This window comes from Paenibacillus sp. FSL R5-0928 (assembly GCF_037970385.1).
Lineage (GTDB): Bacteria > Bacillota > Bacilli > Paenibacillales > Paenibacillaceae > Paenibacillus_AQ > Paenibacillus_AQ odorifer.
The window spans coordinates 1,350,004-1,364,218 of the sequence record NZ_CP150225.1 but is presented as its reverse complement, the minus strand read 5'-3'; the positions used below and the strand labels follow the sequence as shown (position 1 = coordinate 1,364,218).

Here is a 14,215-nt window from a genome sequence, read left to right as displayed (position 1 = left end):
CTACTCTACTCCTGTGAGTTGACTACAAATTTCTCGTCAAATTCACCGCCATAGAACAAACGAATAACAAAGTATCTAAAGTCTTCCTCATACAAATAAGCTTGGTAAGTACTTAATTGCTCACCTGGCTTAATGGTGTAGTAATAAAAGGCTTCCTTACTATTTAATTTTTTCACATTAGCTTTGGGCCAAATTGTATCTAATTGAGATTTACCCTGTAAACTTAACGTCCATAATTTCTCACGATCATTCAATGATCTTTTCACAGTGTTTTTGCTGTTATTCTTAATAGTAATTTTAGTCCAAATAAAATACTTTGGGTTACTAACAAGCCCTCCAAAAGAATCATAATCATATTTCTTCACTAGATTTTGTGCATCTTTTGACTTGAAATCATAAATCATAAACTTCTCCAGCGTATAACTAAGCCCACCCGCCGTAACCGTAATCGGTAACTCCAAATCCTTTTTCAAACCATATTTACTTAAGTTATCCCTCATAATAGGTACTGGTGTAGCAGTAGATTTTACTGTAGTTGTAGTTGTTGGTGTAGCTGCGGCTATTGGTGTAACCGCTGCTGCGTTAGTAATCACGTTCTGCCCCAATACCATGCTAAGTAACATTGTCGTAGTCAAAACTGCCCTTACAATGGTCTTCTTCATCACTGAATCTCTCCCTTTTCTTTAATTGGCTTTTCACTACTTATTGATCTTATACTCCTGAACTGCTGGCACCCTGATGGGCTGTTGCGTTTTGGATCTGGAGATCAGAACCGGGTGCTCCGTCTCAATGACGGCAATAACCGAAGGACCTGCGATGTATTTGGTTATGCCATATTCGCTATCCTCGTATAAAAGTGGAAAAGTCACCCCATCGGAATCGTCAATAATATCGAATTTCACAATCTTTACTTGTGTCTTAAAACGACTGCCCCCTTGGGGGGAAAGGCCGCTATCAAGGCCTAGATTGTTCTGTAGGGTTTGCTGAAAAGTATCGTACGCTTCTGTAGGATCTATAATCAGACGACCACGAGTCAATTCGGTCTCATCTAATTCCTGTGCGGCATCGTGAACAGCGATATTATTTGCGTCTTTTAACATGCTGCGCAGCTGGTCCCACTCCTGATTCTGGATCTGAAAGAACCAGGAGTAGATAAAGATCAGTAGGACAAATGCCAGCTTAATAATGTAATCCATAAATTACGCTCATCCCTTAGTCAATCGAGATACTCACTCATAATTGATCCATGCCCATAATATCGAGTCGGCTGCGAAACCGTAGAAAAATTATAAGGAAACAGATTTATCCGCGGCGCGGTTACATACACATCAATTCGTTGCTTTCGCTCTTGAACGGTGTCTGTACTGCTCGTAATTTCTATCGAAGCTTCAGAAAATCCAATCGCCTTCAGATTTGAAATTACTTCATTCCGCATAGAAGCTGTAACCATCCCCTCTGTTGCTGCTTTTTGTGTGATATAGGACGTATTAGCTTTGACCTGTAAATCTAGCAGATAATCTATGTAGGTGAAGATAGGCTGCAGGATAATAAACAGGACTAGCCACATGAACAATGCCCGGAGGACAGTCTCCTTCATTAGATACGCCTCCTTCTAATACTGTTCCACTTGCTTAGTATGTGAGATGATGTCGTCCTGACTGCTGCCGATCATATGCGTAGCTACCGTGACAAACATCCCCGCAATTATAAATCCAATGGCCAAAAACATAGCGACGGAAATAGAGTCTTTTTTCATCTGATTTATACCGAAACGTGAGTCATGGACATAGTTACAGCAGTTTGGCTAGGAACCAGCGGTTGAGTTAGAGATACCCCCGGGATCGTCGGTCTATTATCATCGGCAGCATTAATCACGTCACGCACCAGAGGAATCAAAATGGCAATTACGATGGCTACACACAAAAAACCGATAGCGATAAACAAACCTGTAGAAATAGCGTCTTTTTTCATTGTTAATTTCTCCCTTTTTATTTTAGGTTTTAAAAATAAGGTTGAATATACAATTTTTCACTGGAACATGCCGACTCCATTAAAATTTCCTTTGATTAGCAAAATGTACTGCATCGCCATCGCAACGATCATCAAAAAAGTAGCAATCGATGGAATAACATTAATAATCGTCGATAGATCACCGATGAATGACCATTTTTTTAAATACTGATCGCTGGAGATTTTGGAGATAATCTTGCCTTGTTCACGCAAATAGTTTGCAGCTTCCGTGTCATCATCCATACCTTCTGTAGCCAGTAAAATGGACCGGATGTCATTAATAAAGTGATGGTTATCCGGAAATTTGGCACAAAACCATTCAATCGCCCCCTCCACACCCTCATCTACTGCCCGTTCTGACAGCTCATACAAGTCCTGACGTATATATTGAAAATGTCCCGCTGTACTCCCACAAAAAGCACCAAACTGCACATATCCGCGCTTACGTAGGCGATTATTCTCATAGAGGCGAATGAAGGAGATCAACTCGCCATCTTTTTGAATATTCGTCTTTTGGTGAAGCCACGCCAACACCCAACCAAGCGGAAGATAACGCATCGGACTGCTGATTACGAGAATAAGTAGAGCAATTAGAGGGTCATAGAATGAAAAAGGAACAGATCGGATGAAATCGCTGACGACTTGGCTAAATAAATAGATGATTGCCGCTGAATAACGAAATAGCGTAACTTTTCGAGCTGAAATTGATAAACCGCATTCATTCAACAATTGCTGAAATCTATCACTCTGCACGTGTTCACCCAGCGAATTCCACCGGATGCCCAGTCGGACAAGATATCGTTCCTGCTTACTGCTGCTGCTCACAAACACAAGTAATGCGACATACACGATTCCGATCACTGTAATTAGTAGTAATAATCTATCCATAGTTCATCACCTTAGTGGTAGTCCAGTTTGGGCCTGGCAAGAATAGTACTGATCACAAAAGAGATAAAAAGGCCGGAGACGATCACCATCAAAAAGGAAAGACCTACCTTAGTTTCGAACTGCAGTTGAAAATAGACATCGGGCTTCAGCATATACATAAAGGTTCCAACCGTAGATACCAGCACCAGAAGATTCCCATATAAGCCAAGGCTGATCGCATCTCTACTTCCTGCTTTTACAGTCAAAATCGTCTCTCTCTGCTGCTCCATAGAACGATTCAACAGCATTAGCGAGCTTTTTAAATAACGGGTTCCCTCCTTCTCGGCATAGAGCAAATCTGATATAAACTCTAAAGCGAAGGTGGTGCCAATCGCGCTGGAGAATCTCCCTGCCTCCTCAACAAGCTCCTTCTCATTACTGTAATTAGAAAATGCGGCACCTAGCAGCTTCAGAGGACTCTTTAGTACATTTTTATCTGTTAGAAAATCCGCTGTACGATCAAGAATCGAATCTACCGACAAATGAGTGAATTTGGTGGAGATTTTGACTACATCGAGGAGATCGTAGCTTCCATGTACCTTCCGCTGTGCATAGATGTATCTCATACGAAAATAAGGAATCGTCGCAGATATTACAGCTATAAAAAGCGGAAATCTCCACGCCCCCTGAATCGGCTGTCCCTCATTAAAAGTAATCCCCTCAAAAAAAGGATTGTTAAAACGCAACCTTCCAGGGAGCTCACTAAGTGTCAGTAGTCCTGATAAGAAAACCGCAATAAACAAAATGGCTGTACGCATAACAAAACGCATAACGCTAATGCCCGGTTCATACTTCCGGTGTACGAAATAGAGAAGCTTGTCCAGATGGCGGTAGAGCCACAGCCTTTTTTTAACCGAGCTGACTCTTTTGCCAAAAATACTCATCTTATGTTTAATTCGAAAATCCACTTTCTGGACTACCTGCCGTAAATGCCTTTCGATGAGCAGTTTGGTGAGTAACCACAGTCCCCACGCAATCCATAAATGAAGGACAAAACGAAAAATATACAATAGTAAATCCATAGCTGCACCTCCTCACTCATTAAGTACTATCTTAGATTTCAAGCTTTCTTTAAGCGGCTGATCCATCGGCTTTGTTGAAGCAAGTCGTCCCAGCTCTTTTTGGACAATCTGCGTAGCCTGCGCATTTTTCTTAGTCATTTTCAGCATCAGATTTTTCGTCAGCTTGTCATTGTAAGACCAACACATTTCCTGCGGCTCCCAGCGCATAAGATCATTAGCAAACACTGAATTTCTATCCTCTTCGTAAAAGATTTCTGATATTCGCGCCAGCCGCTTCTTCCCGTTCGGAACACTCTCCAAAATAAACACTAGCTCGCATGATTTCAGCGCAGAGATCAAATGCCCCTTAAGACTCCCGCCAATTCTTGTCGACACAGCAAACGCACCTTGATAAGGAATGTCCTCCGAATCCACGGTGTGGAAGGTTCCGGTAATCCCGTCGTACCCTTTTTCCCCACTCCACAAATAAAATTCCCACTCGTTATAACGCATCTCCGTCATATACAAAATATTTGGGTCATGCCGCAGCGACTCTACTCCCACCTCCATCAGTTCCTCATTCGCAGCTTGAATTGGAATAATCCGATGGCCTTTAATTTGATACGGTAAAATGGATTCCGGATGTTTCTCTATCATCACCACTCCCATGCAGGATGAAGAGCCAAGCAGCTGCTCACCAACAATCGTATTGGCAAAGGTTGTTTTTCCTGACCCTACAGCACCTGCAATAATGGTATTACGAAACGTGGACGATAACGCCCGAATGAACTCAACCGCCTCCGCAGGAATACATTCCGTACCCGCTTGATCCTCCAAATCCAGAAATTCTACAACTTGTCGCCGCAGTGATATCGTAGTAAAACCCTCCCAGACCCTAGGTGATACCCAAATCGCAAGCCGAATAAATCGACCTGGCCAGAGCGGATCATCCATTTTGAACTCCACCGAAGGATTATCCTTGTTCAGCTTTTTATTGGGATCACTTTTTAGTAAGGAACGCTTCAGCTGCTCCACCCGATCCAGTGAAGGCATCTCATACGGATAAGCTATAAATTCACCTTTATAGTTATAAAAAATTTGCTTCCCAATCATTTGTAATCCGGTTGACTCGCTGTATGCACGATCAGTAAACCAACGATACGCTGGCCCAAAGCCCTTCCACTCGTGATACAGCGCCTCTGCCGCCGTTCGGTACGCTTCTGGAACCTTTCCAGTAAAAGGTGTTTTTCGTAAGTACTTCTCAATCTCATTCATAAAAAAACTAACTGCCTGCGGATCGCCAATCAAAGCCTTTGCATTTAGCTCGAAGTAAGCGTCATCCTCACGTTCTAATCCTTCGTTCATCTCGGTCTTCATTTTTTGTAAAAAAGCATAAAAATCTTCCTTGCCCGGTTTGCTAGTGCGTAACACGCTTTGTTTTAGAGAAAAGAGTGGACGACTCGCGAGAGTTTCAATCATAGAAATATCCCTTTCTTTTTGGCCTCTGGCGCTAATCCCATCGACACCAATAGAGAATGTACCTTATCATCCACATGCTGCAGCTCTTTTTTGCCTAGAGGCAAGCTTTCCTGCAAGGGCTGGTAATACGGTAACTCCAGCAAGATTTCAGTGCCAAATCTAAGGGCCATATTTTTGGACGAAGATATTTCCTCCACATTACTGCGGTTAATGATCAGCTGGAAATCCTGCGGACGCAGATCTATATGCCCCGCAAGCTCGAGTAGAGGTTCAAGTCTGTATTCATGTTTAGGATGAGTGACAATCATGCGTAACGACGACTTTTGCATACCGACATACCACGCAGCACTCTCGGGAATTGAACCGAAATCAGCAATAACCACATCTGCATTTGCTCCAGCTCTAGCCAAGAAATATTCGATCTCCTCCTCCAGATAATCCTGAACACTTAAGTAGTCGTAATTTCCCGGTAGATACAAATAGCCATCCTTTCTAATCAATTGCTGGAAATCTTCATCATGAATCATCTTCCCTGTAAGCTTGGGGCGCAGTTTGTCTAGACTGATCGTAGCTTTGCGCTCATACCCGGGATCATATAGATCCAAACCAAGTACAAGAACACGTAGACCTGCCGCAGCAATTCGTCTTGCAAACAGCTTCGCCACACTTGTGCAACCAATGCCTGGACCTGAGCCAAAAAAACCAACCAAATTGCTCCGTTCCTCCCCATCCTCTTCCAGGATAAAACGAATCTTCTCTATCACTGCTGACGAGGTAGAACGAGGAGGAATAAAATATAGACCTAAGCTTTCACATAACATATGCACAGCTTGATAGCCCCGAATTCCCTTTTGCAGATATAAATACAGGATCATAGAGCTTGGATATTTGTATCGCAGCTCGCTAAGCGCTTGAACAGGTACCTGGTCACTAGTAACCATTAACATATGACCTTCGGTATGCGCCGGATCGGGATACACGTTTTGTGTAACTACATTAAATCCCGCGTTTTTGATATCATTAATCGTTAACTGATCTATGCCCAGACTAAATATTTTCAAGGCAATCCCCCCTACTCTACCCGTACGATCCACAGCTTTTTGCCCTGCTCCAAAAATTCCCCTAGCCTTTGACCCTCATTTTTCTTCAGCTTCAATTCTGGTGTCGCCACCTTGCCAGTAGAAGTGAATCGGTTATTGTTGTTACCTTTCTCAGAATCCTGCACATCATTATTGTCTTCTGTTCGCACATAGTTCACGGTAACTCCAGATAAAAAGATCTCTTTAGCAGGATCGCTAAGCCAGCTTTGTTCTTTCACCTGCTCCTCGTTTTCTTTTTCCCCTGTATTTGAAACGAGCGCCTCTCGCTGCTTCTCTCGATCACCTTCTACAAGATAAATGTCTACCTTATCCCGGCTTCGCAACGAACCATTAATGGCATAGATGGCCTCCTTCGGAATAGGAAATATACCTTCATCCCGCAAAGGCTCTAAATCACTAACATCCACCAGTGATGCTGTCAAAATACTACCGTTAGTCAGATTCACATTCGTAATTTTGTACTCCACTTGTGCGATTTCCGTAATTACACCAGAGGGTATGTCCTTGGTCTGAACAGAATCCAGATATAAATCACTTGCTTTCAGCTCATAATTTTTAGGTAGAGACTCCCCAGCTCGCACCTTAACTTTGACCACGGTTTGGGAAAGCACGTAGGGCTTGAAATAGAGATCATAACCTAGCAATCCCCCGAATCCAGTAATCAAAATGAGACTTGCGAAAAAATAATTACGTTTTAACAAACGTCCCCGCTGTAACGCCAAACCTTCCACCTCCTTAACTACATGATTTTTGAGAACGACAAAAAGCACCTTGGCATAAATAGCCAAGCTGCTGGTAAAATGCTTTTTTACCTGATAGAGATTTAGTGAACTATTAAATTAAAGGATTCCGGTGAAAGCCCTCGGGCATAACCGTTGCTTTCACCGGAGAATACCTTTATTTAAATACTACAGTTTTATTCTGATGGACGAGAATCCGGTCTTCGATATGCCATTTCACCGCACGAGCCAGAACAACACGTTCAATGGTACGTCCAATCCGTTTCAGCTCAATAACATCATCACTGTGGCTTACCCGCTGTACATCCTGTTCAATAATCGGTCCACCGTCTAGTTCTTCAGTAACATAGTGAGCAGTTGCCCCGATAATTTTCACCCCACGTTGATACGCTTGGGCGTATGGATTGCCGCCAATAAAGGCAGGCAGGAAAGAGTGATGAATATTAATGATCTGATGGCGATAATGCTCAATAAAGGACGGCGAGATAATCTGCATATACCGTGCCAATATAATAACATCGATATCGTCTCCGATGACCTCTAACTGGCGTTTTTCTGCTTCAGCCTTAGTATCCGCTGTGACTGGAATATGATGAAATGGAATGCCAAACGACTCGACATAAGATTTCATATCCAAATGGTTACTAACGACGAGGGCAATATCGGCATCGAGATCGCCCGCTTGCCACTGCCAGAGCAGTTCAACAAGACAATGGTCTTCTTTAGAGACGAATATGGCAAGTTTCTTCTTATGACGGACATTAAAGATCTTCCAGTCCATCTTAAAACGCTCCGCCACTCCGCCAAATTGAGAGCGAATCTCTTCCAGACGATCGCCTAATTCAGGTAGGTCAAACTCGACTCTCATAAAGAACATTCCACCATCTGGATCCATCGTATACTGATCCGACTGCACAATATTTGCGCCATGCTGATACAGAAAGTGTGATACAGCCGCCACAATTCCCGGTCCGTCAGGACAGGAAATGAGCATACGTGCCCGGTTGGAATAATGCTCGACACCTGACGAATTGTTTCTTTTTACGTGTAATTCCATGACCCTCTTCCCATCCTCTCATCTACATACGCAATCTGAAGTATAGCTTAAGCGTTCACGAGCACTTATTTGCCTGCTAACCAAGCAATTAAGCGATGATTAATAGCTTCCTCGCTTAGCTGCGGGAACAGCTGGGCAGCGACAACTTCATCGTATAGACGCTCCAGTGGTTCACGTGGATCAGCTTTTTTAGCTTTGGCATCGTTCTTCAGCAGCTCCCAGACATTAAGTACATATTGACGGGAATCGATCTCCTGCTTGGCAAAAAATTCACGTAATGTTTCAACATCCTGCACGAATTCCGCTCCAAATCGTTCAGCTACATTACCACGCAGCAAAGCGATCTCCACCTCATACATCGGACGTTGTGTCTTAGCATCTTTACCAATCCATGGGGTCTCCAGGATGAAAGGCAGACCTTCCAGCTTTTCATGGTGTACGATTTTGTTAATCGTATCAAAGCCAATCCAACCCGAGCCAATTGGAGTGTGACGGTCTTTGCGAGCGCCACATGGATTTTTACTGTCATTAATGTGGATTACACCAAGACGGTTCAATCCGATAGTCTCATCAAACTTGTTGAGAACACCGTCCAAATCATTAACGATATCATAGCCAGCATCATGAATGTGGCAAGTATCAAGACAGACCGACAGACGTTCATTATGTTCGACCTTAGCAATAATAGAAGCTATCTCTTCGAAGCTGCGGCCGATCTCTGTTCCTTTGCCAGCCATAGTTTCTAGAGCGATATGCACTTCCGTTTCGTTCGTGCCTCCAAGCACCTCATTCAGGCCATCTGCAATCCGCTGAATACCATATTCAGCATCTTTATCAGTGAACGCACCTGGATGTAATACAATATGCTTGACCTCAAGTGCATGGGTACGGCGAATTTCCTCTTGCAGGAAATCAACAGCCAGTTGATACGTATTCTCTTTATAGGAAGCGAGATTAATAATGTAAGGTGCATGGACAACAATCTCCTCTACACCATTTTCTTTCATAACCTGCTTCCCTTCGTTGGGATACATGGCATCAATCGGCTTGCGGCGCGTATTCTGCGGCGCTCCTGTATATATCATAAACGAGCTGGAACCATACTCATTTGCTTCATTTGCTGCGGTCAAAAGACCCTTGTCCGAGCAAGACACGTGTGAACCTATTTTCAGCATACTTCTTCCCTCTTTCCTTCACGAATTAACCCCTATTCTACCGTGATCGGAAAAATAAATCTAGACGAGGCCAATATGCCGGGTTCTGCTTCGCAAAACTTTGGAAATAAGCTATACTTTAATATGAGAATAATTCGTGTGAGAATCCTCATTGCCAAAAGGTGGTGTATGCATGTTTATCCAATCAGGACTTGGTTTATTATCCACACCGAGCAATTGGTTTATGAACTCTATCGCTTTCTGGACATTTATGCTGCTTGGTTCCATGTGTATCGGCGGTTTTTTTATGTTCCGCAAATTCCTAAAGGTCCTGCCCAAAGCTGATGGAAAGTCAAAGCTTGACTGGCAAAATTACTGGGTGGAACGTAGCCGCCCGCTCTGGAGTGACGAAACAAAGGCCTTTTTGGACCAGCTTGTTCAACCTGTACCTGGGCCATTTCGTGATATTGCGAAGCATTCTATTGCTGCCGAGATCGGAAAAATCGCAGTCGAGAGCAATGCAAAAGAAGTTACTCGCGATCACTGTATTAAAGGTTACATAGTTGCCACACCGCGGCGCGATAACCGTTTTCTTGTCAATTTTCTCGAAAAGAATAAAATCGATTACTCTGCTTACCAGCATTTGTTTAAGTAATTTTTAATGAATTGTACGATTTAGAACGGAGGCCCTCCTTTGAAATATGTGATATGTGGCGGCACCGGTTTTATAGGTAGCGAACTAGCAAAATACTGGCTGCAAGCAGGTAATGAAGTTGCTATTGTAGGTCGGAATTTACCAAAAGACGCAACAACAATTCATCCTAAGCTGAGTTACCACACCTGGGACAGTCTAAGTTCTAATCCCGCTCCAGTGGAAAATGCAGCTGCCCTAATTAATCTCGCCGGAGCTTCCCTTAGCCAGCGCTGGAGTCCAAGTCGCAAAAAAGCGATTATGCAGTCCCGACTTGCAACCGTTTCCGCAGCAGCTAAGTTAGTAGATCAAATGAAGCAAAAGCCTTCCGTAATCATTCAGGCTTCCGCCGTGGCGATTTACGGTACCTCTTTAGAGGATACTTTTAATGAGTCCTCATCAGCCCAGGTCATGGATTTCCCTTCAGAAGTAGTTAAGACATGGGAAGAAGCTTCAGATGAAACCTACCATGATGTCCGCGTGGTCAAGCTGCGTACCGGAGTTGTGCTCGGCAATGAGAGCGGAGCATTCCCCAAAATGAAGCTGCCTTATTTATTAGGTTTTGGCGGAAACATTGGCTCTGGAAAGCAGTGGCTCTCTTGGATCCATCTGACGGATATCGTCCGTCTAATTGATTTCTGTACGCAAAATCCAACGATTAACGGACCTGTTAATGCGACTGCTCCACATCCGGTAACGAACGAAGAGTTCGGCAGAACGATTGGCAAAGTCTACAAACGGCCGCACTGGTTCCCTTTGCCAGCCTTCCTGTTAAAAACAGCAGCCGGAGAATTATCCGAAATCTTACTCAAAGGTCAGCGCGTCCTGCCCGCAGCGGCATTAAATCATGGCTTTGACTTTACCTTCCCTACACTTCAAGACGCTTTAGATGATTTGAAAAAACAAAAATTATAGAGCCACATTCATCGTTAGAACTCACCTTCATACTGTATGGAATGTGTAGCTTCCTTTTACAATTTTAAATGTGGTCCCCTCTGTTAGTGGATACTCTTTATATGGGACCATGGCTTCACCTTGAAAAAGCGTTCCATTTCTGGAGTCAAGATCCTTCAGAATATATCCGCTGGTGCTTCTAGATATCTCAGCGTGTACTCTAGAGGCGCCTTCTGATCTTTCCACATATTGAGCCACCTCTGCCGATCGGCCGATAATGAAGCTAGTTCGATTTAACTCGATCATCTCTGCCTCTTCGCCCTCCTCACCGCTTCTTTGGAGATAAGGAATACTCCGATCCAGCTTTTCGATTTGTCGTCCTTGCTCAGGCGGTTTCTCCTGTGATAATAAGGTTGTTGGAGCTATTGCTTCTGGTGCTTTAACAGAACTTTGTTCCTCTGCTAGTGATTCATAACGTGTCGCCGGAACGCTAGCTGCTGAATCCGAGGATTGCGGAGTTATCTTTGGAATTGTTGCTGGAGAACGCGTAGAAGTCACAGGGTTCCTGCCAAAATTCCACTCCAATTCTTTTCGACTCGGATTACAGTTAGTATCTTCAGAATCCTCACCCAGGCCATCAACATCTTCTTTACCAACCTTTAGCCTTCCGCTCCAAACCATCCAGCTTAAAACAGCCAATACAATCGTCACAACTCCACAGACGGCAAGCCATAACGGCTTGGGACTATCCAAATATAGAAACTTCCACAGTAGTGCATCGCCTAATAGAAACCCTAGCACTATATAGGTTCTTGAGCTTGAGGCTTGTGGATTCGTTACCTGCTCATCCTCCAAGCTTAGAGACAGGCTCTCCTCCTCTTTTATCTTAAGATTAGGATAGCTGCTGATCCAAGGAGTAGCAGTCGGCTGCAGCTCCAATTCCTTATCTTCGCGATGCTCATATATTTTTCTTAATGGTGGAGCTGCTGCCTCTTTCACTAGATATTCTTTTACGCCTTCATGAAGCTGTCTTTCAGGTGTAACGGGCTCTCTTTCTGTCAGCAACTCTGATAAAAGAATCTTTAAGCCAGCTGGAGTAACTCCCTCTTCACTGCAATATTGCAATAGTCTTTGCACACCACTGCCAGTAAGCTCTGTGATAGATGCCATTAACACCATAATCAGTGTCTTGAGTGACTCTCCAAGCTTTGAACCAGACTTATTTTCCTGAATGGGTATGTAGGTTAGGTATACTTTACCGCTCTGTAACGACCCTTCAATAAAAATGTAATCTGCATGCAAAGCATACTGTTCCGCCCGCAGCATATATAACCTGCCATCTTCCATGCCTTGGGCAATTTGCAGCAATAACCCGAAAAACGAGTTCATACTTAGCTTCTCTCCTTTGAGTAGATGACTAAGCATTTTTTTGCGTAAAACAGCGTATTCCATAGTAACCTTCATATCTATCTCTCTAAGTAACAGCCTCAAATGATGAGGAATGTCGGTGTTCATCAGCATGCGTGCCTGAATCAAATTAAGCTTCTCCGCAGGTATTCCTTCGGGTTCACCAAGGATCATATATATACCATCCTGTTGTATAAAATCATGGGTTAATCCGAACAACAAACATCAGCTCCCGAACTAAAAGTATAGATAAGCGCATATGGAACCAGGGATAACAGCCAGCATGAAAGGGAATTTCAACAGTTCACTATCGTTATTTTTTAATAGTAACGGGCTCTTCCATAAAATGAATCCAGAAATTCTGCTGATGATCTTACGCGAACGACTGATCGCCTCCCGTCTCTTTAAAACAATTAGCCAGCCTATTAAAGCTCCAAATAGTACGGAGTACATCACGACTTGCAGCGTAAAAAACATCCCTGTCCACGCGCCGATTCCAGCAAAAAGCTTAACATCCCCCGCGCCAACCGCCCCTATTAAATGCATGATCAGAAGGACTGTAAATCCTACAGCAGCTCCCCCGAAAGCCCTCAGCAGTCCATGCCAGCTATTTATCACCCCTTGTGCAAGCAGACCAGTGAAAAAGCCTGACAAGGTGATCCAGTTTGGTATTCTCATCGACTTTAAATCTGTAATAAGTGCCGCTGCTAAAAACGGTAGACATCCCCAAAATGCCCACTCTGCCATTTATTACACTCCTTTTTCCACCCTTTCACTTCACTACTGTGAACATAACCTCAACAGATCTACCGTCATCCAGTTGTATAACAAACGGCCACGAGCCCGGTGTGGTATTTACGCCAATTTTCCATTCCCACTCGATATATCCATCTGCATCCGCTTGTTTCCAGCCTAAATATTTGGCAGTACTGCCCCCGCTCTTATAAAAGACTGACAAGCTGGCAGAAGCATCCGGCGGTATTCTGGCACGAACCTTGCCTTGCTTATTCGCTACAGCCGGGTTCGGCTTTTCTAAGATTTCAATGAATTCTTCTGGTTGGCCAGTACCGTTCCCCTCCTTGGTTGTGCCTTCTCCTGTATCCCCGATCCAGAGACGTTCAACAGCACTTGCTTCTAATACAATACTTTGGTTTAGAAAAGGGACTTTCATCGGCAGCTTATAACTAACCACTAGCCCAAGGTATGGACAAGTACCCTCTTTTAGCTCCGGCACCATAACATTGGATACATGAATTCGCTCATAATCCAGTAAATCTGATGTCAGGTATGGTTTCAATAAAGGTTTGATCGCAAGATCAAGTACACTTTCACTGGTCTGTGCCTGAAGCTTCTGCAACGGTCCCTCACCACTTTCTAAAGCGGACATAACCCACTCATTTAACGGATTGGGTAAAGACTCAGCATAACTATTGCCCCAATCAGTAAGTGACAAGCGAGGAATAGTCCAATTCAGGCCAGCAGAATGATCACTGTCATCCCACCCTGAATCATCACTTACTTCCCTGGATGTTCCCCATTTCTGCACTGCCAAAGCCGCAGGATACATATGAGTTGAAATAGACTTTACAGTGTCTGATGCTGTACTTTGCAAAGCTGTCGAATACAAGGTCATCTGTACGATAGATATCAGGAACAGGACGAATAGCAGGAAGAACGGAAGAATCATCGCCGCTTCTACTACCATGCTACCTTCTTCCTTGTCCTCCCCTCTGATTCCATACCCATCCCCCATCT

The 14,215-nt window shown here is 43.7% G+C and carries 17 protein-coding genes; 2 read left to right on the top strand and 15 right to left on the bottom strand.

Going from position 1 to position 14,215, the window contains the following annotated elements; translation table 11 throughout:
* Positions 1-5: 5 nt before the first annotated feature.
* The 12 genes from MKZ16_RS05970 to MKZ16_RS05915 all read right to left on the bottom strand — a co-directional run bounded on the left by MKZ16_RS05970 (position 6) and on the right by MKZ16_RS05915 (position 9,489).
* Positions 6-662 (bottom strand): hypothetical protein, encoded by a 657-nt coding sequence (locus tag MKZ16_RS05970; protein WP_076104844.1) that lies wholly within the window; start codon positions 660-662, stop codon positions 6-8.
* Between the two features lie 36 nt (positions 663-698).
* Complete coding sequence (locus MKZ16_RS05965) at positions 699-1,196, bottom strand: hypothetical protein (RefSeq protein ID WP_036681717.1); 498 nt, start codon at positions 1,194-1,196, stop codon at positions 699-701.
* A 20-nt stretch (positions 1,197-1,216) separates the two neighbouring features.
* Positions 1,217-1,597 (bottom strand): hypothetical protein, encoded by a 381-nt coding sequence (locus MKZ16_RS05960; protein WP_036681716.1) that lies wholly within the window; start codon positions 1,595-1,597, stop codon positions 1,217-1,219.
* A 15-nt stretch (positions 1,598-1,612) separates the two neighbouring features.
* Positions 1,613-1,756: a hypothetical protein gene (locus MKZ16_RS05955; RefSeq protein ID WP_155288092.1), complete on the bottom strand. Its 144-nt coding sequence runs from the start codon at positions 1,754-1,756 to the stop codon at positions 1,613-1,615.
* Between the two features lie 5 nt (positions 1,757-1,761).
* On the bottom strand, positions 1,762-1,971 hold the full coding sequence (locus tag MKZ16_RS05950; RefSeq protein WP_036681712.1) for a hypothetical protein: 210 nt from the start codon (positions 1,969-1,971) through the stop codon (positions 1,762-1,764).
* Between the two features lie 57 nt (positions 1,972-2,028).
* On the bottom strand, positions 2,029-2,898 hold the full coding sequence (locus MKZ16_RS05945) for a hypothetical protein (protein ID WP_036681711.1): 870 nt from the start codon (positions 2,896-2,898) through the stop codon (positions 2,029-2,031).
* Between the two features lie 11 nt (positions 2,899-2,909).
* Complete coding sequence (locus MKZ16_RS05940) at positions 2,910-3,959, bottom strand: hypothetical protein (RefSeq protein WP_036681709.1); 1,050 nt, start codon at positions 3,957-3,959, stop codon at positions 2,910-2,912.
* Between the two features lie 12 nt (positions 3,960-3,971).
* Positions 3,972-5,303 carry an ATPase, T2SS/T4P/T4SS family gene (locus MKZ16_RS05935; protein ID WP_178420242.1) on the bottom strand — a complete coding sequence of 444 codons (1,332 nt, stop codon included), beginning with the start codon at positions 5,301-5,303 and terminating at the stop codon, positions 3,972-3,974.
* A gap of 110 nt (positions 5,304-5,413) precedes the next feature.
* A complete protein-coding gene (locus MKZ16_RS05930) occupies positions 5,414-6,478 on the bottom strand; it encodes a hypothetical protein (RefSeq protein WP_076099041.1) in 1,065 nt (354 codons plus the stop codon).
* An 11-nt stretch (positions 6,479-6,489) separates the two neighbouring features.
* Positions 6,490-7,239: an SAF domain-containing protein gene (locus MKZ16_RS05925; RefSeq protein WP_076099042.1), complete on the bottom strand. Its 750-nt coding sequence runs from the start codon at positions 7,237-7,239 to the stop codon at positions 6,490-6,492.
* A gap of 175 nt (positions 7,240-7,414) precedes the next feature.
* On the bottom strand, positions 7,415-8,314 hold the full coding sequence (purU, locus tag MKZ16_RS05920; protein ID WP_036681703.1) for a formyltetrahydrofolate deformylase: 900 nt from the start codon (positions 8,312-8,314) through the stop codon (positions 7,415-7,417).
* A gap of 65 nt (positions 8,315-8,379) precedes the next feature.
* Entirely contained in the window at positions 8,380-9,489 is a 1,110-nt protein-coding gene (locus tag MKZ16_RS05915; protein WP_038569120.1) for a deoxyribonuclease IV, read from the bottom strand.
* 172 nt (positions 9,490-9,661) lie between these two features.
* Between MKZ16_RS05915 and MKZ16_RS05910 the strand changes: the two genes are divergently transcribed.
* Both MKZ16_RS05910 and MKZ16_RS05905 read left to right on the top strand, forming a co-directional pair.
* Complete coding sequence (locus tag MKZ16_RS05910; RefSeq protein WP_036681700.1) at positions 9,662-10,123, top strand: DUF2621 domain-containing protein; 462 nt, start codon at positions 9,662-9,664, stop codon at positions 10,121-10,123.
* Between the two features lie 48 nt (positions 10,124-10,171).
* Entirely contained in the window at positions 10,172-11,074 is a 903-nt protein-coding gene (locus MKZ16_RS05905; protein WP_305953732.1) for a TIGR01777 family oxidoreductase, read from the top strand.
* A 27-nt stretch (positions 11,075-11,101) separates the two neighbouring features.
* On the opposite strand, the gene MKZ16_RS05900 is transcribed toward MKZ16_RS05905, so the two are convergent.
* From MKZ16_RS05900 to MKZ16_RS05890, 3 genes are read right to left on the bottom strand one after another with little or no spacing between them, the layout of a single operon-like run.
* Complete coding sequence (locus MKZ16_RS05900; RefSeq protein WP_256715483.1) at positions 11,102-12,679, bottom strand: DUF6382 domain-containing protein; 1,578 nt, start codon at positions 12,677-12,679, stop codon at positions 11,102-11,104.
* A gap of 18 nt (positions 12,680-12,697) precedes the next feature.
* Entirely contained in the window at positions 12,698-13,207 is a 510-nt protein-coding gene (locus MKZ16_RS05895; protein ID WP_076099045.1) for an A24 family peptidase, read from the bottom strand.
* A gap of 25 nt (positions 13,208-13,232) precedes the next feature.
* Positions 13,233-14,213 carry a TadE/TadG family type IV pilus assembly protein gene (locus MKZ16_RS05890; RefSeq protein WP_076104847.1) on the bottom strand — a complete coding sequence of 327 codons (981 nt, stop codon included), beginning with the start codon at positions 14,211-14,213 and terminating at the stop codon, positions 13,233-13,235.
* Positions 14,214-14,215 lie beyond the last annotated feature (2 nt).

Coding starts and splice junctions, on each gene's coding strand:
- MKZ16_RS05935 (WP_178420242.1), bottom strand. CDS start 5,303: ATGAACGAAGGATTAGAACGTGAGGATGACGCTTACTTCGAGCTAAAT.
- MKZ16_RS05895 (WP_076099045.1), bottom strand. CDS start 13,207: ATGGCAGAGTGGGCATTTTGGGGATGTCTACCGTTTTTAGCAGCGGCA.
- MKZ16_RS05910 (WP_036681700.1), top strand. CDS start 9,662: ATGTTTATCCAATCAGGACTTGGTTTATTATCCACACCGAGCAATTGG.
- MKZ16_RS05970 (WP_076104844.1), bottom strand. CDS start 662: ATGAAGAAGACCATTGTAAGGGCAGTTTTGACTACGACAATGTTACTT.
- MKZ16_RS05890 (WP_076104847.1), bottom strand. CDS start 14,213: ATGGGGGATGGGTATGGAATCAGAGGGGAGGACAAGGAAGAAGGTAGC.
- purU (WP_036681703.1), bottom strand. CDS start 8,314: ATGGAATTACACGTAAAAAGAAACAATTCGTCAGGTGTCGAGCATTAT.
- MKZ16_RS05950 (WP_036681712.1), bottom strand. CDS start 1,971: ATGAAAAAAGACGCTATTTCTACAGGTTTGTTTATCGCTATCGGTTTT.
- MKZ16_RS05945 (WP_036681711.1), bottom strand. CDS start 2,898: ATGGATAGATTATTACTACTAATTACAGTGATCGGAATCGTGTATGTC.
- MKZ16_RS05955 (WP_155288092.1), bottom strand. CDS start 1,756: ATGAAAAAAGACTCTATTTCCGTCGCTATGTTTTTGGCCATTGGATTT.
- MKZ16_RS05965 (WP_036681717.1), bottom strand. CDS start 1,196: ATGGATTACATTATTAAGCTGGCATTTGTCCTACTGATCTTTATCTAC.
- MKZ16_RS05960 (WP_036681716.1), bottom strand. CDS start 1,597: ATGAAGGAGACTGTCCTCCGGGCATTGTTCATGTGGCTAGTCCTGTTT.
- MKZ16_RS05940 (WP_036681709.1), bottom strand. CDS start 3,959: ATGGATTTACTATTGTATATTTTTCGTTTTGTCCTTCATTTATGGATT.
- MKZ16_RS05915 (WP_038569120.1), bottom strand. CDS start 9,489: ATGCTGAAAATAGGTTCACACGTGTCTTGCTCGGACAAGGGTCTTTTG.